This window comes from Mesorhizobium prunaredense (assembly GCF_900156895.1).
In the GTDB taxonomy this organism is placed as follows: domain Bacteria; phylum Pseudomonadota; class Alphaproteobacteria; order Rhizobiales; family Rhizobiaceae; genus Mesorhizobium; species Mesorhizobium prunaredense.
The window spans coordinates 1-25293 of sequence record NZ_FTPD01000001.1 but is presented as its reverse complement, the minus strand read 5'-3'; the positions used below and the strand labels follow the sequence as shown (position 1 = coordinate 25293).

General features: G+C 62.1%; 31 protein-coding genes and 1 tRNA gene. 20 read left to right on the top strand and 12 right to left on the bottom strand.

What is annotated here, in order from left to right; translation table 11 throughout:
* Positions 1 to 283 precede the first annotated feature (283 nt).
* From BQ8794_RS00165 to BQ8794_RS00135, 7 genes are all read right to left on the bottom strand, one after another.
* Positions 284 to 1183 carry a carbohydrate ABC transporter permease gene (locus BQ8794_RS00165; protein WP_077371435.1) on the bottom strand — a complete coding sequence of 300 codons (900 nt, stop codon included), beginning with the start codon at positions 1181 to 1183 and terminating at the stop codon, positions 284 to 286.
* A gap of 1 nt (position 1184) precedes the next feature.
* Positions 1185 to 2036: a carbohydrate ABC transporter permease gene (locus tag BQ8794_RS00160; RefSeq protein ID WP_425293516.1), complete on the bottom strand. Its 852-nt coding sequence runs from the start codon at positions 2034 to 2036 to the stop codon at positions 1185 to 1187.
* A gap of 205 nt (positions 2037 to 2241) precedes the next feature.
* Positions 2242 to 3567 (bottom strand): ABC transporter substrate-binding protein, encoded by a 1326-nt coding sequence (locus tag BQ8794_RS00155; protein ID WP_077371429.1) that lies wholly within the window; start codon positions 3565 to 3567, stop codon positions 2242 to 2244.
* A gap of 36 nt (positions 3568 to 3603) precedes the next feature.
* Entirely contained in the window at positions 3604 to 4692 is a 1089-nt protein-coding gene (locus BQ8794_RS00150) for an ABC transporter ATP-binding protein (protein ID WP_077371426.1), read from the bottom strand.
* A gap of 291 nt (positions 4693 to 4983) precedes the next feature.
* Complete coding sequence (locus BQ8794_RS00145; RefSeq protein ID WP_077371423.1) at positions 4984 to 5223, bottom strand: DUF2188 domain-containing protein; 240 nt, start codon at positions 5221 to 5223, stop codon at positions 4984 to 4986.
* A gap of 31 nt (positions 5224 to 5254) precedes the next feature.
* Positions 5255 to 5641, bottom strand: a complete 387-nt coding sequence (locus BQ8794_RS00140) for a DUF982 domain-containing protein (protein ID WP_244554812.1) — start codon at positions 5639 to 5641, stop codon at positions 5255 to 5257.
* A gap of 9 nt (positions 5642 to 5650) precedes the next feature.
* The gene (locus tag BQ8794_RS00135; RefSeq protein ID WP_077371417.1) at positions 5651 to 6754 is read right to left on the bottom strand and encodes an NADH:flavin oxidoreductase/NADH oxidase; all 1104 of its coding nucleotides are present in this window, start codon (positions 6752 to 6754) and stop codon (positions 5651 to 5653) included.
* Positions 6755 to 6901: 147 nt separating this feature from the next.
* On the opposite strand from BQ8794_RS00135, the gene BQ8794_RS00130 reads away from it, so the two are divergent.
* Positions 6902 to 7480 carry an NUDIX domain-containing protein gene (locus BQ8794_RS00130; RefSeq protein WP_077371414.1) on the top strand — a complete coding sequence of 193 codons (579 nt, stop codon included), beginning with the start codon at positions 6902 to 6904 and terminating at the stop codon, positions 7478 to 7480.
* A gap of 46 nt (positions 7481 to 7526) precedes the next feature.
* Here the strand turns inward: BQ8794_RS00130 and BQ8794_RS00125 are convergent.
* The 3 genes from BQ8794_RS00125 to BQ8794_RS00115 all read right to left on the bottom strand — a co-directional run bounded on the left by BQ8794_RS00125 (position 7527) and on the right by BQ8794_RS00115 (position 9325).
* A tRNA-Leu gene (locus tag BQ8794_RS00125) sits at positions 7527 to 7612 on the bottom strand.
* Positions 7613 to 7694: 82 nt separating this feature from the next.
* Positions 7695 to 8882: a tyrosine-type recombinase/integrase gene (locus BQ8794_RS00120; RefSeq protein WP_077371411.1), complete on the bottom strand. Its 1188-nt coding sequence runs from the start codon at positions 8880 to 8882 to the stop codon at positions 7695 to 7697.
* Complete coding sequence (locus tag BQ8794_RS00115; protein ID WP_077371409.1) at positions 8879 to 9325, bottom strand: hypothetical protein; 447 nt, start codon at positions 9323 to 9325, stop codon at positions 8879 to 8881. Before BQ8794_RS00115 ends, BQ8794_RS00120 begins: the two co-directional genes overlap by 4 nt.
* A gap of 109 nt (positions 9326 to 9434) precedes the next feature.
* On the opposite strand from BQ8794_RS00115, the gene BQ8794_RS00110 reads away from it, so the two are divergent.
* The 17 genes from BQ8794_RS00110 to BQ8794_RS00030 all read left to right on the top strand — a co-directional run bounded on the left by BQ8794_RS00110 (position 9435) and on the right by BQ8794_RS00030 (position 22414).
* Positions 9435 to 9644 (top strand): hypothetical protein, encoded by a 210-nt coding sequence (locus tag BQ8794_RS00110; RefSeq protein WP_077371406.1) that lies wholly within the window; start codon positions 9435 to 9437, stop codon positions 9642 to 9644.
* Positions 9645 to 9646: 2 nt separating this feature from the next.
* Complete coding sequence (locus BQ8794_RS00105) at positions 9647 to 9835, top strand: hypothetical protein (RefSeq protein WP_077371403.1); 189 nt, start codon at positions 9647 to 9649, stop codon at positions 9833 to 9835.
* Positions 9832 to 10023, top strand: coding sequence for a hypothetical protein (locus BQ8794_RS00100; protein WP_143744411.1), 192 nt, complete (start codon positions 9832 to 9834; stop codon positions 10021 to 10023). Before BQ8794_RS00105 ends, BQ8794_RS00100 begins: the two co-directional genes overlap by 4 nt.
* Before the next feature lie 220 nt (positions 10024 to 10243).
* Complete coding sequence (locus BQ8794_RS00095; RefSeq protein ID WP_077371397.1) at positions 10244 to 10441, top strand: hypothetical protein; 198 nt, start codon at positions 10244 to 10246, stop codon at positions 10439 to 10441.
* Positions 10434 to 11258, top strand: coding sequence for a hypothetical protein (locus BQ8794_RS34270; protein ID WP_143744410.1), 825 nt, complete (start codon positions 10434 to 10436; stop codon positions 11256 to 11258). The genes BQ8794_RS00095 and BQ8794_RS34270 overlap by 8 nt, the downstream gene beginning before the upstream one ends.
* The gene (locus tag BQ8794_RS00085) at positions 11255 to 11458 is read left to right on the top strand and encodes a hypothetical protein (RefSeq protein ID WP_077371391.1); all 204 of its coding nucleotides are present in this window, start codon (positions 11255 to 11257) and stop codon (positions 11456 to 11458) included. The genes BQ8794_RS34270 and BQ8794_RS00085 overlap by 4 nt, the downstream gene beginning before the upstream one ends.
* Positions 11451 to 11768 carry a hypothetical protein gene (locus BQ8794_RS00080; protein WP_077371388.1) on the top strand — a complete coding sequence of 106 codons (318 nt, stop codon included), beginning with the start codon at positions 11451 to 11453 and terminating at the stop codon, positions 11766 to 11768. Before BQ8794_RS00085 ends, BQ8794_RS00080 begins: the two co-directional genes overlap by 8 nt.
* Before the next feature lie 122 nt (positions 11769 to 11890).
* The gene (locus BQ8794_RS00075) at positions 11891 to 12898 is read left to right on the top strand and encodes a hypothetical protein (protein ID WP_077371385.1); all 1008 of its coding nucleotides are present in this window, start codon (positions 11891 to 11893) and stop codon (positions 12896 to 12898) included.
* Entirely contained in the window at positions 12895 to 14055 is a 1161-nt protein-coding gene (locus BQ8794_RS00070) for a hypothetical protein (protein WP_077371382.1), read from the top strand. The genes BQ8794_RS00075 and BQ8794_RS00070 overlap by 4 nt, the downstream gene beginning before the upstream one ends.
* 305 nt (positions 14056 to 14360) lie before the next feature.
* Complete coding sequence (locus tag BQ8794_RS00065; protein WP_143744409.1) at positions 14361 to 14954, top strand: hypothetical protein; 594 nt, start codon at positions 14361 to 14363, stop codon at positions 14952 to 14954.
* Positions 14944 to 15390 carry a hypothetical protein gene (locus BQ8794_RS00060; RefSeq protein ID WP_077371376.1) on the top strand — a complete coding sequence of 149 codons (447 nt, stop codon included), beginning with the start codon at positions 14944 to 14946 and terminating at the stop codon, positions 15388 to 15390. Before BQ8794_RS00065 ends, BQ8794_RS00060 begins: the two co-directional genes overlap by 11 nt.
* A 5-nt stretch (positions 15391 to 15395) precedes the next feature.
* Positions 15396 to 18593 (top strand): phage tail tape measure protein, encoded by a 3198-nt coding sequence (locus BQ8794_RS00055; protein WP_077371372.1) that lies wholly within the window; start codon positions 15396 to 15398, stop codon positions 18591 to 18593.
* Positions 18590 to 18886 (top strand): hypothetical protein, encoded by a 297-nt coding sequence (locus BQ8794_RS00050; RefSeq protein ID WP_077371368.1) that lies wholly within the window; start codon positions 18590 to 18592, stop codon positions 18884 to 18886. The genes BQ8794_RS00055 and BQ8794_RS00050 overlap by 4 nt, the downstream gene beginning before the upstream one ends.
* Before the next feature lie 242 nt (positions 18887 to 19128).
* Complete coding sequence (locus tag BQ8794_RS00045; protein ID WP_077371365.1) at positions 19129 to 20013, top strand: hypothetical protein; 885 nt, start codon at positions 19129 to 19131, stop codon at positions 20011 to 20013.
* A gap of 7 nt (positions 20014 to 20020) precedes the next feature.
* Entirely contained in the window at positions 20021 to 20563 is a 543-nt protein-coding gene (locus BQ8794_RS00040; protein WP_143744408.1) for a hypothetical protein, read from the top strand.
* The gene (locus BQ8794_RS00035) at positions 20560 to 21216 is read left to right on the top strand and encodes a hypothetical protein (protein WP_077371359.1); all 657 of its coding nucleotides are present in this window, start codon (positions 20560 to 20562) and stop codon (positions 21214 to 21216) included. The genes BQ8794_RS00040 and BQ8794_RS00035 overlap by 4 nt, the downstream gene beginning before the upstream one ends.
* Positions 21217 to 21487: 271 nt before the next feature.
* Positions 21488 to 22414: a BstA C-terminal domain-containing protein gene (locus BQ8794_RS00030; RefSeq protein ID WP_077371356.1), complete on the top strand. Its 927-nt coding sequence runs from the start codon at positions 21488 to 21490 to the stop codon at positions 22412 to 22414.
* Between the two features lie 151 nt (positions 22415 to 22565).
* On the opposite strand, the gene BQ8794_RS00025 is transcribed toward BQ8794_RS00030, so the two are convergent.
* A complete protein-coding gene (locus BQ8794_RS00025) occupies positions 22566 to 22817 on the bottom strand; it encodes a hypothetical protein (protein WP_077371353.1) in 252 nt (83 codons plus the stop codon).
* Positions 22818 to 23244: 427 nt separating this feature from the next.
* Positions 23245 to 23496, bottom strand: coding sequence for a helix-turn-helix domain-containing protein (locus tag BQ8794_RS00015; protein WP_077371347.1), 252 nt, complete (start codon positions 23494 to 23496; stop codon positions 23245 to 23247).
* 119 nt (positions 23497 to 23615) lie between these two features.
* Between BQ8794_RS00015 and BQ8794_RS00010 the strand changes: the two genes are divergently transcribed.
* Together BQ8794_RS00010 and BQ8794_RS00005 are read left to right on the top strand one after the other, a co-directional pair.
* Positions 23616 to 24098: a hypothetical protein gene (locus tag BQ8794_RS00010; protein ID WP_143744407.1), complete on the top strand. Its 483-nt coding sequence runs from the start codon at positions 23616 to 23618 to the stop codon at positions 24096 to 24098.
* A gap of 942 nt (positions 24099 to 25040) precedes the next feature.
* Positions 25041 to 25220: a hypothetical protein gene (locus BQ8794_RS00005; RefSeq protein WP_077371341.1), complete on the top strand. Its 180-nt coding sequence runs from the start codon at positions 25041 to 25043 to the stop codon at positions 25218 to 25220.
* The last annotated feature ends 73 nt before the right edge of the window (positions 25221 to 25293 follow it).

Genomic DNA, 25293 nt, shown 5'->3' with positions numbered 1-25293 from the left:
TGGTTGGCGGCAATGCCCGTATTGATAACGCTGCAGCAGCAGAGCAATCGCATTGGTTGGCGCCGCCCCTCATTGCCCTGCCGGGCATTTCTCCCCGGATAGTGACGGGGAGAAAGATGCCTTCGCAAAGGATTTCGCCAATCTCCAGTGTTGCAGAATGGGTGCCGAGGCCGCAGCCAGCCCCTTCGCCCCGTCACTATACGGGGAGAAGGTGCCGGCAGGCGGATGAGGGGCGGCGCCGACTTCGACAAATGGCCGGTCGAGCGCCGACTGCGGCAGGGCGCTATTCCTTCACCGCACCGGTCATCGAGGAGACGTAGTGCTCGACGAAGAACGAATAGAGCACCACCACCGGCAGCGAGCCGATCAGGGCTCCGGCCATCAGCGCTCCCCACTCATAGACGTCGGAGCGGACAAGTTCCGTGAGCACCCCGACCGGTACCGTCTTGTTTTCGGACGACTGGATGAACGTCAGCGCATAGATGAATTCGTTCCATGACAGGGTGAATGCGAAGATGCCGGCCGAAATCAGGCCGGGCACCGACAGCGGCAGCACGATCTTGATGAGGATCTGCCAGCGGCTCGCCCCGTCGATGAGCGCGCATTCTTCCAGTTCGAACGGGATGGAACGGAAGTAACCCATCAGCAGCCAGGTGCAGAAAGGCACCAAGAAGGTCGGGTAGGTGAGGATGAGCGCGAAGGGCGTGTCGTAAAGCCCAAGGTTGAACACCATCACCGACAGCGGAATGAACAGGATCGAGGGCGGCACGAGATAGGCGAGGAAGATCGCCAGCCCGACCGGCCGCGCCCCCGAAAACCGCAGCCGTTCGATCGCATAGGCCGCGAACACCGCAGCCAGCAGCGACAGGAAGGTGGCGGCGGTGGAAATGATGATCGTGTTGAGCAGCCAGCCCGGATAGGACGTGTCGAACAAGAGATAGCGGATGTGCTCGAATGTCGGATGCACGACCCATAACGGATTGAAATTGGCATAGTCGGTCATCTCGAGGTTGGGCTTGATCGCCGTGATCGTCATCCAGTAGAACGGGAACAACAGCACGATGACGAACACCAGCAACGGCAGATAGACCGTCACCACGCGCCGCGGCAGGCTCTGAAGATAGCCCATGCCGCCTTCGTCGAGTTCTTGCCGTTTCGTTTTTTTGATCGCGGTCTCAGCCATGTCAGTCTCCTCCGCCCTGCTGCCATTTGCGGCGTTGCAGGCCGAAATAGCTGAACAGGATCGCCGCAAGCAGGAACGGTATCATGGCGACCGCGATGGCGGCGCCCTCGCCAAGCTGGCCTCCCGAAATGCCGCGCTGGAACGACAGTGTCGCCATCAGATGGGTGGCATTGACCGGTCCGCCGCGGGTCAGCACATAGATCAGCTGGAAATCGGTGAAGGTGAACAGCACCGAAAACGTCATGGTGATGGCAATGATCGGCGTCAGCAGCGGCAGCGTCACAAAACGGAACAATTGCCAGCGGCTGGCGCCGTCAAGCGTGGCGGCCTCGTAGAGCGACTGGGGTATAGTCTGCAAGCCGGCCAGCAGCGTGATGGCGACGAACGGAATGCCGCGCCAGATGTTGGCGGCGATGACCGAAGCGCGCGCGTTCACCGGATCGCCGAGGAAATTAATGCGATGGTCGATCAGGCCCATTTCTATCAGTGCCCAGGACAGGATCGAGAACTGCGAATCGTAGATCCACCAGAAGGCGATTGCCGACAGCACCGTCGGCACCACCCACGGCAGCAGCACGATCGCGCGGAAGAACGATTTGAAGGGAAGGTTCTGATTGAGGATAAGCGCCAGCCAGAGGCCGAGCGCGAATTTCAGGATCGACGCGCTTATCGTGTAGAGCAAGGTGTTGAAGACGGAGAGCCAAAAGACGGCGTCCTCCGACAGATATTGGTAGTTTTCGATGCCTATGAAGATGCCGGGGCGGCCGATGCGGGCATCCGTGAAGCCGAGCCAGATGCCGAGCCCGAGCGGATAGGTCAGGAAGACCAGCAGCAGCGCTGCCGCCGGCAGCATGAAGCCGAAGCCAAGCGCGTTGCGGCTGTCGGCCAGGAGCGACAGGCTCCGCGACAGGATCGACGGACGCGGCTGAACGGCAGCGGACGACACGGCCATGGGACGGCTCCTCATGAGGTCTGGTGGCATGGTGGCCCGAGTGGTCGCCACGCGATTCTGGGAACCAGACCGGGCAGCGCGTCGCGGCTGCCCGGCTCGGCTGCGATCAAACGCGATAGTAGCGGTTGGCGCGTTTCTCCGCCTCTTCCATCGCCTCCTGCGCCGTCGCCTGGCCGGTCACCGCCTTGGCGAACATGTCGACCAGGACATAGTCGGCCATGGTCGCCGCCGACGCGTAGCCGAGCGGCCCGGCATAACCGTTGGGACGCAGCGTCGCCGAGGCCTTGGCGTAAGCGGCGTTGTTCGGGTCGGCCGTCCACACCGGATTGTTTTCGAAGGCCTTGAGTGTCTGGCAGCAGTAGCCGGCCGAGGAGGTGATCCACTCCGCCATTTGCTGTTCCTCGAACATGAACTGTAGATAGGCCTTGGCCGCATTCGGGTAGGGCGTGTAGTCGAAGATCACGGCCGTGGTTACCTGGAACAGCTCGACCGATTTCCCGACGGGACCGATCGGCAGGCTGGTCGTGCGCATGTCCTTGGCGATTTCAGCCAGTTTCGGATCATTGTCCTTGTTGGTCTTGGCCGTGTTATAGACGGAAATGCCGTTGGCGATGACGCCCAGTTCGCCGGCCAGGAAGGCGCGGTTGTTGTTCACGTCGAGCCAGCTTTCGGTGCCGGGGATGAAGGTCTTGTAGAGTTCCTGCGCGTATTCGATCGCCTTGAGCGTCTCGGGGCTGTTGATCGTCACCTTTCCGCTCTCGTCGACCATCTGGCCGCCATGGCTCCACAGCAGCCAGTGAGCATAGTTGTTGCCGTCGCCGACGCCATGGCCGTGCGTGAAACCGGCCGGATGGCCCTTCGCCTGCAAGGCCTTGCAAAGCTCGAGGAAGCCCGCCGTGTCCTTCGGAAATTCCGAGAAGCCAGCCTCCTTTACCCAGCTTTCCCGATAGACAATGGCATTGCCGATGGTGGCCAGGGGCAGGCCGAGGAATTTTCCCTCGCGCGTTGCATATTGCTTTGGTCCGTCGTGCCAGCCGCCATATTTCGAGCCGAGATACTCACCCAGTTCCGACACGTCGTGCAGCTTGTCTGGATATTGATGCGGGTCGTCGAACCAGACCAGCATCAGATCGGGACCGGAGCCGACATTGGCGGCAACTGCCGCCTTGGGGCGAATGTCCTCCCAGCTTTCCTTGTCGACGCGGACCTCGACGCCGGTCGCCTCGGTGAACCGCTTGGTGTTGGCCAGCCATTGATCCTCATCGCCCTGTACGAACGGCGACCAGCGCAGCATCCGCAGCTTTGCGCCGTCTTCGGGCTTGTACGTCAACCCCTCCTGGGCAAAGGCGGAAGAGCCGACGAACCGGCTTCCCAAGGCTCCCGCCGCCACGCCGGCGGTCGTGCGGATCACGTCACGTCTGGTGAATTTCATGCTCGTCTCCTCCTGTTTATGTCCTTGCCGTGGTTCTTACTGCCGGGTGCGCATGTCGAAGCGCTGCCCGGTTTCGCCATGAAAGAGATGAATGAGGCCGGGCTCGGCCGTAAGCCGTACGGTCTCGCCCGGCGTGAAGGAATGGCGCTCGCGGAAATTGGCGGCGATCTCTTCGCCGCCGGCCGTCCGGCCGATGAGCTGCACTTCCGGTCCGGTCGGCTCGACCACCGCGACGGTGACCGGAATACCCTGGTCATCGGACAGCTGCAGATGCTCGGGCCGTATCCCGAGCACCACCTGTTCGCCGCTGCCGATCGAAGGTACTGCGGCCAGCGGCAGGGAAATTCCGCCGGAGCCGCGAAAAGACGGTGAGCCGCCATCAGTCGCGATTTCGCCCCTCAGCATGTTCATGGCGGGCGAGCCGATAAAGCTGGCGACAAAGAGATTGTTCGGCCGGTCGTAGAGTTCCAATGGCGGCCCGATCTGCTCGACGATGCCGTCATGCATGACCACGATCTTGTCGGCCATGGTCATGGCCTCGATCTGGTCGTGGGTGACATAGACCGTCGTGGTCTTCAGGCGCTGGTGCAGTTCCTTGATCTCGGCGCGCATCTGCACCCTGAGCTTGGCGTCGAGGTTGGACAGCGGCTCGTCGAACAGGAAGACCGCCGGATCGCGCACGATCGCCCGGCCCATGGCGACGCGCTGGCGCTGGCCGCCGGAAAGCTGCCTGGGATAGCGCTCCAGCAATGGCACCAGCCCCAGGATTTCGGCAGCGCGCTTGACGCTGGCAGCGCTTTCGGCTTTCGCAACGCCCTTGAGCATGAGCGAGAATGCCATGTTCTCGGCGACGGTCATGTGCGGGTAGAGCGCGTAGTTCTGGAAGACCATGGCGACGTCGCGTTCTTTTGGCGCAACATTGTTGACGACACGGTCGCCAATCGCGATCTGGCCGCGCGAAATCTTTTCCAGGCCGGCGATCATCCTGAGAAGGGTCGATTTTCCGCAGCCCGACGGCCCGACCAGCGTAACGAACTCGCCGTCATCTATGTCGACGCTGACGCCGTGGAGAATCTCGACGGTTCCGAATGATTTGTAGACATCGCCAATCGCGACAGACGCCATCGATTTCCTCCCGAATGCTTCCTGCGACGTCTTCGAAGGAAACCGCTTTCCTGACTGGCCGCGGCAGTTCCCAAAGCTCCTCCCTGGTCACGCGCGATGATGAAACGGTAGCGCTACCAGACTGCCCTGTAAAGCGGCTGCGTGGCAAGCGCCCTTCTTCGTCGCGCCTGATCGTGTTTGTCCATAATGGGATTGGAGTTCGCCATATCCAAGGTCGTAGCAAGAGAATGATTTGCCCAGCCCCAGCTCTTGAAACCGGAGGTGCGAGAAGCCATCAGTAACGACACCAGCCTAATCGGAAACTTCGGTTTGCGGCCGGTCGCGGCCGTCGGCGAGCTCGTCGTGCCATTTGCCGTCGGCGTCCTCGTACTGGATGCCGTCGGTGGTGCCGGCGACCTGCTGTTCGGCCGAAGCGATCTCGGCGGCGCGCAGCGCATCCTCGTGAGTGGGGAATGTCTCCGAAAATGTCTCGCCGACCTTATAGGCCCAGCCCCCGTCATGCTCGACGATCTTGTAGGTCAGCTTGGCCATGAAATCCTCCAGTGGAAAAAGCTCGGTTTGCTCAATGCAGTTTGCCTTGGGGCAGCTTGCCTTGGGGCAATCTCTCGTCGGGAACCAGCACGTCCGATTCCTTGGCGGCCTCGACCAATGCCCGGCGCGCATCCGCTGTCGAACGATAACCTTCCAGCACTTTTAGGCAAGTGTCGAGAGCATCGCGATGCCGGGGGCCACGATTGAGCGGCCAGACGGTCATCAGGCACTCCGCAGCTTCCTGGGTGCTGCGGATTTCCCGGTATTTGCCGACATGGCCAAGTTCGACCACGACCGGCTTTTCAAAAGGCTTGCTGTCCATCATCGCCGCCAACGCGGAGCCGCCGATTTGGTTGCACGCCCCTCGACGTGCGTAAATGTCCCGGGGATAGCGGTGGTTGCGGCGGCAGCCCTGCAATCGGGCCGGTCAGCCGGCCGCCTTCATCCAATGCTGCATCGTCGTCACCGAGCGGGCAAGCTGCGGCGCCGGCTGGATTTTTTCGCCGAAGGTGGCCGCGGCGCGCCACGCCCAGCGCGGATCGGCGAGGAAGGCGCGGGCCAGGGCCACCATGTCGGCACGGCCCTCGGCGACGATCGCCTCGGCCTGCTTCGGATCGTCGATCAGGCCGACGGCCCGTGTCGGGATTCCGGCGCCGTTGCGAACGGCTTCCGCCAGATGCACCTGGTAGCCGCGACCTGTCGGCAGCTTCTGCAGCGGCGAATTGCCGCCGCTCGAGCAGCAGAGATAGGCGACGCCTGCTGCCTTCAGCGCCTTGGCCACTTCGATTGCGTCCTCGACGTCGAAGCCGCCATCGACCCATTCCTTGACCGACAGGCGCGCCCCGAGCATCAGCCTGGGCACTGCCTTTCTCACCGCCTTGGCGATCTCGACGGCAAAACGCATGCGGTTTTCCAGCGAGCCGCCCCAGCGGTCGGTGCGCTGGTTGGAAAGCGGCGACAGGAACTGGAAGATCAGATAGCCGTGAGCCGCGTGCAATTCGATGAAGTCGAAGCCGGCACGTTCGGCCCGCCTTGCCGCCTCGGCGAAGCGCTCGATGATCTGCAGGATCTCCTCATCCTCCAGCGCCCGCGGCACCTGCCAGCCGGTGTCGTAAGCGATGGCCGAGGCCGACACGATCGGCCACGGGTCCTGATCGGCCTTCAGCGGCCCGCCGCCTTCCCAAGGTTTCTGGTTGGAGGCCTTGCGGCCGGCATGGGCAAGCTGCGTGCCGAATTTGGTGCCGGGGGCGGCGACGCGCTTGGCCGCATCCAGCGCGCGCCGGGCGGCCGCCTCGTTGTCGTCGGAATAAAGGCCGAGGCAGCCATGCGAGATGCGGCCGCGCCGCTCGACGTCGGTCATCTCGACGGTGACCATGCCGGCGCCGGACATCGCCAGGTTCATCCAGTGATACAGGTGCCAGTCGCTGGCCGAGCCGTCTTCAGCGGAATACTGGCACATCGGCGCCACCGCAATGCGATTGGGAAAGGTCAGGCCGTCAAGCGTGATCGGCTGGAAAAGGGAAGGGGTCATCAGGAAACTCCGGGGAGGGGCTGTCGCTATTTAGGCAATGGTTTGCGCCTGCGCCATACACGAGGCGGTGAAGCGCGCCTCTGGGCCTATCGGGATTGCACAGAGGCCGGTTCGCGGCTACGCCTCACCGCCAACACGGAGTTCACCATGGAAGACCGCATTCGCATCCGTTCGGAGGAAGTCCTTTCCGACGACTGGGCCGTCCTGAAAAAGACCGTCCTCGATTATCGCCGGCGCGACGGGCAGTGGGAGACGCAGATTCGCCAGACCTACGATCGCGGCGATGGCGCGGTGATCCTGCCTTACGACCCGGAGCGCTCGACGGTTCTGCTGGTGCGGCAGTTCCGCTACGCGGCCTACGTCACCGGCCACCGCGAACCGCTGATCGAGGCCTGCGCCGGCCTGCTCGATGAACATGATCCCGAAACCTGCATCCGCAAGGAGGCGGAAGAGGAACTTGGCTATAGGATGAAGGACGTCGAACGGCTGTTTTCGCCCTTCATGAGCCCTGGCAGCGTGACCGAGCGGCTCTGGTTTTTCGTCGCCCGCTATTCACCGACCGACCGCATCTCCGACGGCGGCGGCGCGCCGGACGAAGGCGAAGACATCGAGGTTCTGGAAATGCCGCTCGACGAGGCGCTGGCCGGCATCTACGACGGCAGCATCATCGACGCCAAGACGATCATCCTGATCCAGCATCTGAAGCTGAACCCGATCCGGGTGTGATCCAAGCCGGAACCTGGATGCGCCAGCGGGGTGGCGCCGGAGTTGCTGGTGCGGACGACGGGAATCGAACCCGTACGATCAGAGATCGAGGGATTTTAAGTCCCTTGCGTCTACCAATTCCGCCACGTCCGCAGGCCGCGATTACAAGCACTTAAGCGACTTAGGGTCTAGTCGTTTCCGTACACTTGGCACCGGATTGGCACCGAAGGCCGGTTTACTGTTCTGCGCCCGTTCTCATCGCAGCTTCTATCGCCGCAGCCGCACCGTCGTCCGACCTCTTGAACAAGTGGGCGTAGATCGACAGCGTGACCACCGGCGACGCATGCCCTAGACGACGGCTAATTGCAACCACGTCTAGCCCGCTCGCGATGAGGGCGGAAGCGTGGGTGTGTCTGAGGTCATGAAACCGAACCTTTGGATGCTCAACCAAAGGCGGTGCGCCATTGTCGTTCCGCTGCCTCAAACGGGCGATTGCATCGCGCCAAGCTCCTGCGACGCGGGACGGTGCTATAGGGTCCCCATCAGGCCCGGAGAAGACAAGCGCATCTTTCCCTGGCTTCCCAAGCCCCAACGCGAGGCGCATCTCAAGCTGCCGCTTCCTGTGCGATTTTAGAGCATCCACCGTGCTTGCGGGCAACGAAATGGTGCGTGTACCAGCCTTCGACTTCGGCGCCTTAAATCGAAGCCCTGTGGCCTTGGTTTCCTCAAGGGTCCGTTCGACCCGTAGCGATCCCTTGTCCAGGTCAATATCAGCCCAACGAAGTCCCATGATTTCGCCCTGGCGCATGCCAGAGCCAACAGCCACGGTGGCAACAGGCGATAGCCAATGGCCCTGCAATGCCTCCAACAGGGGTGCGATCTGCCCATCCTGTAGGATCTGAATATCCGCGCTCTTCGCCTTAGGGAGTTTCCTCCCGGACGCGACGTTCCGCGCAATCTTCTCGTCTTCGAACGCGCTTGCGAGTGCCATGTGCAGCACTCTATGCGCCTGCCTAACCGTAGCCGGCGACAGCGGACCGCCTTCCTTGCCGCCTTCTTTGCGCAGGGTGTTGTGCCATGCTGTGACCTGGGCAGGCCGTAATTGCTGAAGGATCAGCGAGCCGATTTGCGGAACGATCTGGTTCTCGACCAGCTTCTCGAAGCGCTCCCTTGTGGTCGCTGCGAGGTCGGCTTTGGCGCTGAGCCAGTTCCGGACATGCTCGGCAACCGTTTCCTTTGAGTTGGCCACATAGTTGCCGCCGTCGACCTGATGTAGCCGCTTGGAAAGCTCTGCCTCGGCTTCCTTCTTCGTGCCGCGCACGGTGGCGTATTGGGTTAGCCGCTTGCCAGTGGCGGGATCTGTGCCGAGATCGAATTTCAGGCGCCAGGAACCTTTCCCGCGACGGGTGATATTTCCTCTCATCGATTTGCTCCTTTCAGAGCCTTCTTGAGCTTCGCGATCTCCAGCTTTAGGTCCTCGATCTCGCCATCTCGCTGCATCGCTGTGGCGGTGCCGTCGGTCGTAACCATGTCCTGGAACGCGGCGAGCTCGGCCGTAACCGCTGCCATCAACGTGGAGGCGATACGGCGAAGCCTTTCGTTAAGGTCGACGTCGGCATTTGCAGCCTCGTCCAGAAGATCTCTCATCCCGGTGGTGGTCGCGTCGAGCGCGCTCCGTATGAGATCCTTTGCCGATCGCTGTTCACTATCGAATGCCAAGCCGATCTGGCACAGGCGGCGAACCGCCTCCGACTTTGACGTGATGCGATTATTGTAACGCCACTTCTCGATCGCGCCGATTTCGTCCGTCGGTACCACCATCTGGAATCGTTCGATTTGCCCGTCGGTAAGCTTTGGTCGCGCCATGTCGTTTTGGTCCCTGTCAGTATTGATTGGTAAATTACACAAAAAACGATTGCGCTCAATCCCTGTGATCCTTTATTACGTAATTTTAGTAACAAAGGAGATCGCTTACATGACACTTGATGAAGCCTTGTCGCGCGCCACCGTCGACGTGCCAGACGCTGGCGCCGTGTTCTTCGGCCTAAGCCGCAACGGATCCTATGAAGCCGCAAAGCGCGGCGACTTTGACACGATCAGGATGGGCAAGAGGATCGTGGTACCAGTCGCGCCGATCGCCGCCAAGCTTGGGCTCAAAACCACATTCCAGACCAGAGACGCATAACCATGTCGCCGGTGAATTTCGCCGGCAACGACAAGATCGCGCGATGTGCTCGTTGGCTTGTGGAAACGCCGCGATCGCAGCTGCCGCCCGCGAACGTCTATGCCCATGCGCTACGCGATCACTTCAAGCTTACCACGGCCGAGCTACTGCTCGCGCACAAGGAAGCCGATCGGCTGCGGGAAGAAAAATGACAATGACCGCCACGCCTCCTACCGACCACGACTGCGCTGTCGCCTGGTTACGTGAGAACTGGTCGACGGCCGAACGGCCGCTCGTCCCGATGCTGCGCAGGCGCTTCGGCGTCGGCCCGATCGAGGCCGTTCAGATCCTTCGCGAGGCCAGCCCTCACGGCCGAGGGGCGTCAGATGGCAAAGCGTGATTGGGGCAAAAGCCGCGACCGCCAGCGAATCGCGAGCCACGGCGCCGAAAGCATAGGTCAACCGCGACGGGGCGCCCGCAAGGAAGCAGCCGCGGCGGAGATGGTGACGAAGATCCTCCGATGCCCTTGTGGTCACCGCGGAAAGGTCGAGCTCCCGGCCGAGCTGCTGGCTGGCAAGCGGTTCAAATGCACGTCATGCGGTCGACGGATGGGCTGACCAATGAGCCGCCAGCTTTCGCGCGCCGAGCAGGACGCCATCCTGGCCGCCAACGGCATCACCAATATCGAGGACGACGAGTTCGTCGTCTTCGAGGGCGAGGAATTCACGATCTACAAGCTCAACCTGATCCCGAAGCTCAACCGACGTCAGCGCCGCGCGCTACGCGCTGCTGAGCGTCAAGGCGGTCGACATGAGTAAACCCGCCGACGACTTCACGGCAAGGAAGCTGGCGTGGATAGAGCAGGTCATAACGGACGTGTCATTGCCGCTGCTGGCGAGAGCGATCGGAACAGCGATCGCAACCATCTATCTCAACCGAGAGACGGAAGAGGCATGGCCATCGGTGCCCACGCTTTCCGCCGTCGTCGGCCGAGGCTGGACCCAAGTGCATGCCGCATTAGTGGCACTCGAGTCAGCCGGTCATTTGAGCATCTCATGGACCGCCGGCGGCAAAGGACAGACCCATCGATACAGGCTTATCCATAAAGTCAAACCCCACGGAAATCCGAAGGGTTTGAAAGAGGGTGGATCGAACCCAAACCCCACGGAAATCCGACGCCAAACCCCACGGAAATCCGACGCCAAACCCCACGGAAATCCGGGGAGGAACCCTTTGAGTGAACCCATTGATGAACCCATTGAAGCGCCTGGAGGCGGGCTGCCTACAGCCCGCCGTCCACCGTCGCGCTCTACGATCAATGGTCCGTCGAGCACTTCATCAGCGTTGAAGAACGGGAACACGACGCCGCTCGCCAAGGGCTCGCGTCGTGTCCCCATCACCAGGGCCGAGAAAGAGAAAAGACGGCAACCACGACCGTGCTGGGTCGGCATGGAGACCGAGATTCCCAAGCTCGGACTATGCGTCATCGACGAGATCTATCCCAAGGAACGCAGAGTTCGTGTGAAAGTAAAACAGAGCGGAAAGCTGATGACAATCGGTGCTGCTGACCCTGACATCGTGTTCGTCTCACCACCCGTTGTCGACGATGACGACTTCGAAGGCGACGCCGCATGACCGCCGCCGCTCTCGCTCTCCGCCTGGTCGACCATGCGCTCGCAGAGCTCGCCGTCCGCGCGGAAACCATGTCGGCTGAAAGGCTGCAGGCCGAGCTCGGCGACATCACCGCGGCTGGACGATCTGCCGCCGGTGACTTGGTCGCCGCGGTGCTCGATCGAGAACTGCGACGGCGCCGGCACGAGTCTGGCGATGGCTGAAACGGATCTCGCCAGGCGCGTCGATGAGCTTGAGCGCCGTCTTGCCCGTCTCGAGGCAGATCGCCGCGTAGACGACGACATCGCCGAACTTCGCGCGATGCGGGACGCGGATCATCCCGTCGTCGACAGTTTCGCCGGCGAGACGATGCTCGAGGTTGCCGAGGCCGCATCCAGGTTTGGTATATTGGAGGATACAATCCGGTTTTGGGCGCGCTCGTACGAGTGCGGAAAAAAGGACGTCGACACAGGGCGCTGGCTTGTGGCGGTCGAACGCATCAAAGCCCGAATCAACTCACGAAAGAGACGCTGAAAACTACTCGCGTTCAACTCGCGCACTCGCGTTGTCGATCAGGAAAGGCCGGATTTCCGGGCTGTTGCGAACTCGCGTTGCGGGACGCACCATTCTCGCCCTCAACTCACGAAGGCGACCACATGGACCTCAAATCCCTCCTTTCAACGATCCGTAAGCCGAAGACCGGCCGCCAGGAAATCGAGGCCGCGCTCGCGAAACTCGACATCGACGCCGCCGAACGTGCGGCCGAGGACCTCGAGGCGGAACGCCGGGATCTGCTGGTCAGCGGCGACGACAAGGATTTGGCGGCCATCGAGGAACGCATCACCGCCGCCAATCGCGTCATCGAGCGCTCGATCGCGATGCGCCGCGAGCTCGAGCACCGGCTCGCCGACATCACCACCGAGGAAATCGAAGTCGAACGCCGGCAGCGGTTCGAAGCCGCAAAGGCTGCCACCGTCGAGGCCGGAAAAGCATTGGCGAAATATCCCGGGCTCGCCAGGCAAATCGTCGACATCATCGAAACCGTTGCTGCCGCCGAGGTCGCGGTCGAAGCCGCAAACAAGCAGCTCCCCATCGGTGAGACGAGCCTGCGCTCGGCCGAACATATCGCCCGAGGCCTCGGCGGCGCGCCACGCGAGATCGTAAGCGAGGAGAGAACCGAAAAGTGGTTCTACACAGGCGCCGCTGCCGCATGGGGCGCTGTCCAGGACAACCAGATCGGCAACATCAAATCTGACGACAACGGCTTAGTCGCCGACATCAAAGCTATCGTGGGAGCAGCAGCTCGCACTGGCGAGCTCGTCGTCGACATCAGGAACGAGGGCCAGCCTCGCCGCTACCCGGTCGAAAAGAAAACCGTCTTGCGCACGGTATTTCTGGAGGCGCAGGGCGCCGACCAGGTGACCCCGCTCGCAGCCGCCATCCGTCTACCCGCTCTTCCCGCTGGCGCCGCCGACCTGTGGGCACCGTGCGGACCTGACGGCCTGGTAACCTCGATCGGTCAGCAGTGTCACCGCGTAGTCGAGGCCGTTGCGGCCAGCCGCACCACCTCGACGCAGAAGCCTGTCGACAAGCGGGCGGACCGCCAACGTGTCGTCAAGGAGACGATCCTCGACGACGATCAGGCCGGGGAGGAAGCAGCATGAAAATGGTCTCTACATCATCTCAGTCGGCCGACCAGCTCCGCGCGACGGCCTGCCACGAGGCCGCCCACGCCATCGCCGCCATTCGCCTCGGCGCGGCCGTTGGCGACGTGACGATCAAGCCGTCGCTCGCCCGAGGCGGCGCCGATGGTTACTGCCAAGTTTCCAGGATGACGGCCCCCTATGCAACTGCGGTCATCGCCGCTGCCGCCGAATGTGCGTCGCGTCGATTGCTCGACGTAGGCGAGGCGATCCGTGGCAGCATGGTCGATCGCGACGACATGGGATCGGCGATCCGAGCCTACTACTTCGAACAGTTCGGCATGGCACCGACCCGGCGAGAGATGGTCGATATCGGCATCAGGATCGTGTCCAAAGCCGAAGCGCTTGTCGGCGAGAACTGGTCGCTGATCGAACGCGTCGCCGCCGAGTTGTTGGTGCGCGAGACGATCACCGGTGATGACGTCCGCAGGATCATCGAGGAAGGGCCTGCAAGTCGAACACTTTCCGTCGCCACTCGCCGATTGCCGGATGCATTACCGCTGCAGACGCGGTTGCAGGCTATCGGCGCCGGCGCGATCGACGTCGAGACCAGGACGGTGACGCTGGTTTTCACTACCGGCGCAACAGTTCGACGCCAGAGGTATACGGGCTGGGACACCGCCGTTCCATTCGACGAAACGCTTACCGTCTCCCCCGATGCGATCGACCTAACCCGGCTGAACGCCGGCGCCGCCGTGCTCGACAGCCACGGCGCCTACAGCACCGCTGGACAGGTCGCCGTGGTCGAGCGCGCATGGATCAAGGGCAAGGAAGGTCTGGCCATCGTGCGGTTCCCGTCGGCCGGGATCGACGAACGCGCGGATCGGATGTTCGGCATGGTCGCAGACAGGATCATCAAGAACGTGTCGGTCGGCTACAGCGTCGACCGAGTGCGCATCATCGAGGCCGCCGGCAAGGCAGTAGAGCAGCACGTCGTCGAGCGGTGGACGCCCTATGAGGTGTCCTTCGTCACCATCGGCGCCGATCCTGGCGCCCAGGTGCGTGGCATGGCGACGTACCCTGTGCGCTTCGATGGAGCCACCGCGGGCGGGATCGGCGTCGCCGAGGCCGCGCGCATCCGGAGCAGCATGGAGCAACGGGCGGCCATCACGAAATGAGCGATGCGATCCTCCTTGAGGGCCACGCAGCCGGCCCAACACCGACAAGCCGATCTCCTTCTTTCGCATCGTTGGCCGCGCGGCCAGTCTTCAAACGGCGGGTCAAGATCGGCAGGGCTGCAACCATTCCCCATTGCCCGCCGCCGCTGCAGGGACGCCCCCCGGGCATTGGGTCCTTCCATAGCCCCAAACTGTATGCGGGACGGCTGAGGCCATTTTTGTTGAATATTTGGAGATTTTGAAAATGGGCTTTCACTTTCAAAATGACCGCTGGTAATCAGATCCCTGCTTTGAGCTCGTCGGCGATGGCGTTTCTACTCGGCGTCACCGTTCAACGGCTGAACCAGCTCGTCGCGGCTGGCGTCTTGCCGAAGCTCGGGCGCGGGCGTTTCGACCCGCCGGCAACCGTGCAGGCCTACATCGCGCACCGCGCTGCTGACGCCGCTCAACGTCGAGGTGATCCCGCAACTGAACGCTTGCGAACCGCTAGGGCGGCCGAGGTCGAGCTGCGTCTCGCCCGTAGTTCCGGCGAGTTGGTCAGACGGCAAGATGCCGAGGATGAGGCCGACATCTTCGTCGGGCAAATCATGGTTGCCTGGCAGTTGCTGCCCGGCATGGCCTCTCGGCACATCGTCGACCGCGCCGCCCGCCTTCGTGAACGCGATCGGCTGGAGCTGCTCCAGGATGACTGCCGGGCGTATCTCTCACGCCACCTCGCAACCCTCCTCGATGATGCACCTGTCTTTGATTTCGACCGGCACCTGGCGAAAGCGTTTGAGTTCGCCGAACTCGTGATCAGCAAGGTCCGCGTCGACGACGATGATCCCCGCTTGAACACCAACGACGATTGGATGCGGCGGCCGATCGGCGCGGAGAAGGAAACACGCCGTGGCCGATGATATCTCCCGCCAGATAGAGGACGCGAGACGCGGGGCGCGCGACGTCGCCGCCGAGATCGCGAGACGAGGCGCGCTGCCGGCGGCATCGGAGGATGCTCGGGTAATTGCGGAAACGGCGGCAATTGTCCTCCGCATCGCGGAGCGCGGTGCGAAGCTGATCGACCGCGGTTCATGGGAGGCGATGAAGGCCGAGGCTGCCAACATCGCCAAGCGCGGCGTCGCCGAGGTTCATAAACTTGGCGATCAAACGAAGGCCTCGCTGGACCTCGGCGAGGGCTTCGACAAAACCGGGTTCAAAAGCAAGCTGCAGGCAATCGCAGCCCTGGTATTAGGCCTGGTGGATCGCCAGCGCGAATTCCTCAAGAAGCACGAGCTGACGACTTGGGTAGAGGCCCACGACGAGCTCGATGCACTTCTGAGAAAAATGGGAGAGTAGACCCGATGGCCGCGACGATCAAACAACGCATAGAGCTGGACGGCGGCAAGGAACTCAAGCGCGAGCTAGAAGAGTTCGGCGCCGCTGGCCGCAAGGCGTTCAAGGAACTACAGGATGCGGCGGCCCAGACGAAGGGCTTGTCGCCGGGCTTCTTCAATTCGCTGAAGCAGGCCGAGGCTCAGATCAAGTCGCTTGCCCAGTCGTTCAACGAAGCCGGCAAGGCTATCCAGAACGTCGGCAGGACGCTAACGACATCGCTGACGCTCCCTATCGTTGGCGTTGGCGCTGGAATTCTCAAGGTGTCCGGCGATTTCCAGAAGGCGATGAACAGCTTTGCCGTCAATGCCGGCGTCGCCGGCGCGGCGCTGGAAGATGCCAGGGCCAAGGCGAAGGAACTTGGCGTTGCCTCGGTCTTTTCGACCACCGAGGCCGCCGAAGGCATGACCGAGCTGGCTAAGGTCGGTCTCGACTTTCAGACCATCATGGGCGGTGCCGCCAGGGCGATGGTCGACCTCGCGGCTGCGAACGATACCGGCCTCGCATCCTCCGCGTCGGTCGTCGGCGACGTCATCAATCAGTTCAAGCTCAGCGCTTCGCAGCTTCCGGCCATCGTCGACCAGATCACCGGCGCCACCATCGAATCGAAACTGAGCTTCGACGATTACAGGCTCGCCATTGGTCAAGCCGGCGGTGCGGCCGGCGCGCTTGGCGTTCAGTTCGAAGAGTTCAACGCAGTAATTGCCGCCACGGCATCGTCCTTCGCCTCGGGCTCTGATGCTGGCACGTCCTTCAAGACCTTCCTGACACGGTTGGTGCCGCAGTCGGCGCCAGCGGCGGCGGCGATGGAGAAGCTCGGCCTGAGGTTCTTCGACGCATCCGGCCGAATGAAATCGATGTCGGAGATCGCGCAGCTGCTTCAGGACAAGCTCGGCAAGCTATCGCAGGAAGACCTAAACGATTCGGTAAGCACCATCTTCGGCACGGATGCCCTTCGAACGGCGATCGCGCTCATGAGGCAGGGCGGTAAGGGCATCGACGATATGATGGCCAAACTGAAGAACACGGATTCCGCCGAGATCGCCGCAACGCGCGTCAAGGGCTTCAACGGGGAACTTGGTAAGCTGATCGAGGCGCTTAACAACCTGGGCATCGCTATCGGCGATTCCGGCTTTCTCGATTTCGCGACGAACATCGTCATCCAACTGACCGAGTGGACCGAGGAGCTTGCCAAAGTAAGCCCGGAGATGCTGAAATTTGGCACCATCATCGGCGGCGTCGTGGCATCCATCGGCCCGCTGCTTCTCGGTCTTGGCCTGATGACGCGGGCGTTCGGCATTGCGCTTGAAGGTGCCGCGTTGCTGGCTGGTGCCGTTCGTGGGCTTGCCACAGCGCTGCTCTTTCTTCGGGCAAATCCTATCGTCGCCATACTGTCGGGCCTGGCGGCGATTTCGGGTGCCCTTGGCCTTTGGGCGGACAGCGCCGATCAGGTGACTGTGGCGATGGGCGCGCACAGGAAAATTGTCGATGACGTGAAGGCGGCCTATGACAAAGCGAAAGGTTCAGCCGAAAACTGGGCGGACACCATCGAACACGCCACGTTGCTCCAGGTCACCGCCAATCTTGAGGACGTGATTGCGGCTGCAGGCGAGGCCCGCAAGGCTTTGCAGGATTTGTCGGTCGGCACGGGCGTTGCGCACCTGACCGGCGACGATCTCAAGCAGGCGGAAGCCCTGCGTGATCTCTCGAAAGAGTTCATCACGACGGGCGGCGATGTCGATGAATTCAAGAAGAAGATTCAATCGATCGCCGGTTCGACAAACGCCGCGCCGATCAAGGAGTACGCGCTTGCCCTGCTGAATACCGCGGACACCCTTCGCGACACAGAGGCGGCGGTTGGGCAGGCAAAAGACGTCTTCACCGTCTTCACCGGCTCGGCTCAAGAAGCCCAGGCGGCAATCGAACGCCTGTCCGGGAAGACCAAGGACAGCTTCGCATCAGGATTGAAGGATGCCGGCGTAGCAATCGACGAAACCGCCAAGAAGGTCGAAAACCTCGGCCATCAGATCACTGTCACTCGTGGCGGCGGCACCGGCGAACTGACCAAGGAAGTCTTCGACGTCGTCGATGGCGTCGCCAAGCGCGTCGAGGAGTCCAAAAAGGCGCTCGATGATGTGTCCGCCAGTGCCGAGACGGCGGGGTCGAAGGTTAAGGCGGTTGCCGACGACATCGCCAGCCACATCCGGACAGTGCCGGATTCGCTCAAGACCAATTCCATCACGCCGGCCGTCGATGGCATCATCGCTGATGTAAACCGCATCAAGCCGGCGGCTGAAGCTGCGGCAGGCGGACTGAACGACGCAATCGGTTCAGTGGATGCCGGCGGTGGGCTCGCTGCGGCTCTCACCGAGAGCGTGGACGGCGTCATCACCGAGCTTGACCGGCTGCCGCAGGCCGCGACCGACGCCGTCGGCGGCCTGAATTCGGCGCTCGCCGGCATCGACACAAGCGGCGCGCAACAGGCAGCAACCGCCGTTGCCCAGCCTTTCCAGCAGCTGCCGTCGATCTTCTCACAGATTTTCTCCGGGCTTGGCTCGCTCATTCAGGGCGGGTTCGGCAACCTGACCTCGGTCATTCGCAGCCTGGCCGGGCAGATCCGTTCCGAGATCAATTCAATCATCGCCGCCCTGCGGCAGGCGGTTGCCCAGGCGAAGGCGCTGCGGGCGCAGGCTTCGGCCGGCGGTGGGTCGAGCGGTGGCGGGTCGACGCAAGGGTTCGCCGGCGGCGGCTCTGTTCGCGGTCCTGGCGGTCCGCGTACGGACTCGATCTTGGCGCGGCTGAGTGCTGGCGAATTTGTCATCCAAGCAAAAGTGGTGAGGCAGCTCGGCGTCGATTTCTTCCACAAGCTGAACAACGGCTTCCTGCCGTCATTGCAGGGTCTGCGCGGCTTCAGCGTCGGCGGCCTGGCTGATGGCCTCAACCGCTCGATGTCACAGCTGGCGATCCCGAGGCTGGCCGCCGGCGGCATGGTGCCGGCCCTGGCGGGATCTTCCTCAAGCAGCGACCGGACGCCGTTCATGCTCCAGCTTCCGGGCGGCGAGGTGATCGACGACATGACGATTGGCAACATCGCGCTGAACCGACTGCGCAGCGCGGCGGTCCAATCAGGCCTGCTCTCGACCGGCAGAAAGGCACTGCGGAGATGACCACTCCCGAGAAATGGTGGGTGCCGCCACCCGAATTCGAATCGCAGGCCGAGCAGAACCGGCTGGACTTCAAAGAGCAGTTCGGGAGCTTTGAGGCGGCCGAATGCAGCGGCTTTTGGGTCGGCACGTCCATGGACGGCCAGTGGCTGGCGTTTCATTTCGATCGGCCTGACGGGTCGGTTGTGCGGATTGCTCTGCCGGATGCGCAGCAGTTCCTCACTGAGGTCATGGGCACTCTCGACGAGATGGTGAAGCGCCAGCTCGGCCAGGCGGAAACGCACGGTTCGGCATGATTGCCTGGCTGGCCTTCGCCCTGGCTGCTGGCGTCGTGCTCGCGCTGGCATGGTGGCCGCTATGAAACAACGAAAGGAAAATGCCATGGACGCGCAACTCATGAAGGGCCAACGCTGATGCCTGGCCTTCGTCTCGGGCTCGGGCTCGGCCTGCAGGTCTCCCGACCGGCCGCGCAAGCTGTCGCGGCGGGCGCCTTTTCGTCCGCCTTTTCATCCGCCTTCAACAGATAAGGAACTGACCAATGGTCGATACTGTTCGAACCCGTTCAGCACTGGCGCTACTCTTTGCCGACAACGCTGCCGGCAATATCTCGGCACAGGATCTGCGCGACATGCTGGCTTCGGTGCCGGTGCTCAATCCGCAGAACGAGCAAACAGGCGCCACCTACACCTTCGCGCTTGCCGACGCCGATCAGTCGGTGATCTTCAATCGGGCTTCGGCGCAGGCGGTCACGATTCCGAAGAACTCTGTCATCGCATTCCCGATCGGCACGCGCATCCGTTGCGTGCGCAAAGGCGCCGGCCTGCCGACGATCGCGCCGGTCGACGGCGACGTGACGCTGCACAAGCCGACCGGGATCAAGCCGAACCGTCCCATGAAGGCTATGGTCAAGCGGGCGACCGACCAGACCGGAGCCAACTACACGTCAGAAACCGCTGTGCCGTGGGACGCGGAGGTCTATGACACCGACGCCTTCCATGACAATTCGAGCAACAATACGCGGCTTAGTATCCCGAGCGGATCAGGCATCGTTCGTGTCCATGCGGGGGCAGTCGTAAGAGCGGCAAATTTTTCCGCCGATTTTTGGGGATTTCTCGCGCTGCGCAAGGACGGGTCGAAGGACTTCGACGGGGCAGTCAGTTCGATCTTCGAGGCTGGCGTGTCAGCAGCGTCGATCAACTTCGGCTCCGGGTCTGTGCCCGTTGTAGCGGGCACGACCTATTTCGATGCAGCCCTACAGGTCGAAACAGACACTTCGGTCGACATCATTGCTGCTCGGTCAAATTTCTGGGTCGAGGTCACCGAGATCGACCCGGTCGGCTCGATCGCATATCAGTACGGCTACGTGACGCTCGAAAAGATCGGCACCGACGAATGGATGATTGAAGGTCCGGCGCTCGGCTAGTTGCGCGATGCCTCAGTCTCGCGTCTCCCGCCGGCAGCCTTGTGACGTTCACCTGGTAGCCGGGCAATGCGGCATCCGCATCCTGAAACCTGCACTGCACGGCGCTATGGGCGGACGCCCGAGGGTCTGCTTCTGCCCGAAGACACTGAAGCGCATCGGGCAGGCCCATGGTGCCGATCATCTCCGCCTGGTGCTGCGGCTGATCGTCGAGAGCAACGGCAACGCCGCCGAGCTGCAGATGGACACCATCACCGCGGTTTCGGCCGTCGTGCTCTCCAGCCTGGTCGAGATCCACGCCGGCATGTTCGACGCCATCGACCTCGGCCAGGTCCGCGCGTGGGCGCAATTCGTGAAGCCAGGTTGCACGACACAGCAGGCGATGGCGACGGCGCTGCTGTGGCTGCTGGCGAGCCCGGACAGGATCATTCCTAAGCTGTCGGCCGAGGAAGCCGCGGCGGAGCAGAAGCGCGCCGAGATCGCGCGCAAGGGCCGCGAGAACGCCAGGCGGCGGCGCCTGATCAAGGCGGCAGGCGACAGCGCGGCCGCATGATCGATCCTCGCGTCAAGGCTTTGTGCGACGAGTTCGACGTCGAGATCGTTGACAGGCACGTGTATCCGGAGCCGGGTCAAACTCGGGCTGTGGCTACGATTCGCCGCATCATCGATCGCCACGGCGAGGCGCACGCGCGCATCGTGCTGTGCGTCCTCGCCCAAGGGCGGGGCAACCAGGCTCTGATCGATGAGGTGTCTCTTTGGGCGATCAGCGATCTAGTGCTCGCTTGTGCCGACCTCGTCGAGGCTGATGCGACGGCCTTCCTGGAAATGTTCGACAAGATGCCGCTCGGGCCGCTAATGGCGATCGCCAACGAACTGCGGTCGATCGTCCCGCAGCGCCATGCCCTGGCCGGCATGCTCTATCTGCAGGCTCGCCGGATGCGGGAGAGCCTCACAGGCCGCCAGGCCGGGCCAGCGGCCGTGCGCCGAGCAAACGAGAGCGAGGTTGAGAAGGGACGGCCACTTTTCAAGCATGGCGCCCGCTTGTCCGCAGCGGAAAAGCTCGCCCTCGGCCGGGAGCTGCTCGCCAAGAAAGGCGAGCTCCCATGGGGCCACTTCGGACCTTGGCTACGGGAGCAGTCGGGCATCAGTGAGAACACGGCGCATCGTTACATGAGGGCCGCGCGGGCGTGCCCAATCGCCGGCTGATCAAGGCCGGGCGACTGTCCGACATCGCGGCCCCATCAAAACCGAAAAAATCGATGAGCGCCCACATGGCTTTGACTGGAGAAATCCTGGTTTGAAGCTATATTAGAGTCGGACCGAAGAAAAAAGCCGCTTCCCCGGCAAGGGCGGCGGCTTTGCGAGCGGACCAACAGCTTGGCTGGGCCGTTCGGTGACACCCCTGAATGTAATGTTTAGGGCGAACTTTTCTAGCCAGGTTGATCACCACTTCAACCAACTGAAAAGGCTAGATAAATTGACAAACAATAGCAGTTTGACCACCACCAACGGTCAGCTCACCTTCGATCTTGAAATCGTTGTGGAAGCTGAGGTCGATGGCGTCGGTATGGGCGTCCTCGGCGATGGCACACCTTTCCTGACCCTGCGCGGTCTGGCTCGTATGTGCGGCATCGATCACACGACACTTGTGAAGCTCACAAGCGAGTGGGGTGACGGATCCGTAAAGGCGAGAGAGAAGAAGATCCGCGACCTCATCAAGGCTCAAGGCTTTGATGACACGGTCTTTTTCCATGCGGTCAAGAAAAATGGCACAATCCACCACGCCATTCCTGCCCATGTCTGCATGGCTGTTCTTGAGTACTACGCTTTCGAGGTGTCGACCGACAACGCACACGCTCTTCGCAGCTATCGCATTCTCGCGAAAAAGGGCTTCTCAGACTTCGTCTACGCTCAGGTCGGATACAACCCCGATGGCAAAGTTAGCCTGGCATGGCAGCAGTTCCATGATCGGGTCAGCCTCGTCGCAAACGCCGTGCCGGCTGGGTACTTCAGCGTCTATCAGGAGATCGCCGGCATGATCGTTCCCATGATTAACGCTGGCGTCGACGTCGGCCCTCACATCGTTCCGGACATCAGTGTTGGCCAGCGCTGGTCGAAATACTGGATCGCGGAGGACCTCGAAATTCTCCACGGGCCGCGGAAGAAGTACCTTCACGACTACCCGGTTTATTTCCCGCAGGCGCCGTCAAACCCGCAGACCCCGTACTGCTATCCGGACGAGGCGCTGGGCGAATTTCGCAAATGGTTCCGTGAGACCTACATCGGAAGTCACCTGCCAGAATACCTAACTGGCCAAGCGCGCATCGGCAAAATCAAACCTGCCATCGCAACCAAAGCTATCGATTCCTTCAAACGCAAGGCGATCGCGTCGAAGCCGAGGTAAAGGCTGATCGGCGGTCGCGGTCAGGTCTGATCGCGAAAATTTGGGCTAAGGCCGCCTGGGTCCAACACCCCGGGCGACCGGCTTGCGATCGCGGAGAAGGCGTCGTGGGTCCCTACGCGTCGGCCTTCGGCGAGTTCGAACAGATCCCTTGTCAGCCGGCGAACAGGTGCTTGGAACCGGTTGTCACCATCCAGTTCGCCCGGTCGATATGGCTGCGAACAGCGTTGCGCGCGCGGACCGGTTCAAGGACGGGATCAATGCCGAGAATGCGCTCGGCCATCTCCTCTATGCTGGCGTCGTCGGCGCAGTAGTTGAGGATCTGACAGTAGATGGTGAAATTCTCTTTGTCGTAAACCGTGATGGCGTCCGCCCACGGGACGTCTTCCATAATTCCGGGCTTCATGTGCGCTCCCTGGCAAGTCTCCTCGTTTGTCCCCGGTCGCCACGGCGGGCAGCATCGCGCCGGCTGCGGGTAAACGCAAGCCGCCTCTCCCCCGGAAGGGACTTCTGTTGAACCGAATCTGTGGAAAGCCACCCCTCCAGTTAGGTCTTTCTTTTGCCCCGGATCGCGGATTTCCAGGCCGCTGGGTCCGCAGCGCCTTGCGGTGCGCCAACGCCGCCGAGCCCCAGATAGCTCTCGTAGAAACGCCTCACCAACGGCACCGGGCGCCCTTCATGGAAGGGATCGATTGGAGGAAACCCCGTCTTGCCCGCTAGCGTTGGGAGCCGTGTTTGGGCCCATTCCTTCGCATACCTCTTCCCTACGACTGCCTCGGCGATCTCCAAGTCGCTGGCGAAGAGCGGCAGGTCGTCGAGCCGGCTCCGAAAGCTCATGAAGCTGCTGGTGCAACGCTCCGGAGCCTCACGCCTGGCCCGCCCTCAACGCAGGTGCCATCGCCCAAAAACACCACGCCGGCGGACTCCAGGGCGAGACTAAGCACCTGAAGGGTTGCGCTTCGCGGTTCCGATCCCCCCGCTTCGAAAACTCGGATCGTGGCGACACCGATCGCCGCTGCGTCGGCCAGCTGTTGCTGCGACCAGCCAATTAGCGCTCGGGCGGCACGGCACTGTTCACGCGTCATTAATCATCCCCATTATTTTCAGTAGAACTATATGAAACATATTGACACGAACTGAACGACGCAGCAACTTCTCCGGTGCGACAACAATCCTGTTCTGTCGACCCCAGGGGGAATAATCAATGCCGAACTCAGTTCGGGCAGCCGCCGAAGGCATGCCCTCGATTTCCCGACGTTCAGTTATAGGCGCGATGGTCGCCATTCCAGCCGCAGCGGTCCCAGGACACGCGCTAGGCCTCTCCGAGGCGCCAGCGGACCTGCAGCAGCTGCTCAACGTCCACGAGGCCGCCTGCGCGGCAAAAGATGCGTCATACGAAACCTACCGCCGGCTCGACGAGGCGTTTGACGACGAGCGGCGCGACGACGCCGAGGAAAGGGCGATGCGCGAGGCCGCCGGGCTGTGGGCCGCCGAAGAAAAGCTAGAGGCGGCTGAGAAAGCCGAGGACCAGGCGCTCGAGGCGATCTTGAGCTACAGGCCGACGAATATGGGCGAGATCGCCGCCAAGGCGCTCTACCTCGCCTCTGTAATCGATCGTGGTGGGCACTTGGCCGACGCCGTCGACACCGAGCGGGCGCAACGGTTCCTCGAATCGCTCGCCGTCTGACATCCCGGCAGCCCGCCGTCGCAGGATGTGCGCGGCGGGCCTATCTTTTTGGCACCGCGATTGGCACCGGACTGGCGATGAAGGCCGAGGACGTGCCGGTACGCAAACAGCAATCGGGATCAAACAAAGGCCGGAAAACCGGGCTTGTCGTGACTGGTGCGGACACATCGGGATGCCTTGAGCCGCATTTTAAGTCCCTTGCGTCTACCAATTCCGCCACGTCCGCAGGCCAGTCCTTTTCAGCCGCCAGCCAAGGGCCGTCAAGCCACCTTCTGCCACCGAAAAATCTGATACTGGAGGCACGCCTTGTCGCTGCGCTGCAAACACCCGCCACTTCGGTAGGGTCTGCGCCGCGTCGCTTCGCTCCTTGCTTCGCCCTAGGATGAAGAAGGCGCGGGGGCTTTCGGCGAATCGCAGACGTTGGAGATTGGCGGTTGTAGGCCGGTCGTCAGCGACCGTCAGTCGAAGAACCAATCCTCTGTGTAGAGGAACTGGTAAAAAAGCCGCCTTGGCGGCAGGTCCGTGGCGCAAATCAGCGCCGTGCGAAATCCACAGCATAGCTGCCGCGACCCGGCCAGCGGCAATCCCCTCGCCAGCGAGGGGCCAATCACGTTCAACAAGATCGCTGGAACCATTTCGGAGCGGCTGAGTTTCGGGCTAAGCTACTGGAACCCCGGACATGACAGAGTTTGACACAGGACAAGGGAAGTCTGTTGCCTACGCGGTAAGGGAATTGCTGCGTTCCGAAGACTATCGCCGGCATCTGCACGGCATGCTGAATCTTGCCGTCGACCCACGACTGCCCAGCACCTTTGTCCCATTGCTTGAGGCGCTTGATCAGGCCGGGCGGGAGCCGTTTCCGCATTCCCGGAGCCCAAACGAGCGATAACCGAGTAAACGCGCCAATCTTCTCCTGCACCCACTAATCTTCTCCTGCACCCTATGACTCAACGTTACGACATTGAGAAGACACCTGAAGGCACCTGGGACATCATCGATGTGTTCACGGGGCTGCCGGTTGTCGAGGTCGGCGTCCCGTTGATCGACATGCCGATCGAAGAGGCCGACGATCTGGTCGACCTTCTCAACTGCCGCGACAGGGACCAGCGGCAGGATACTTGACCGCCCGCTTCCCTGAGCGAAACTTCCGAACGGTCAGAGGGACAGCACCCGTCAATTCCAATCAATTGTGGAT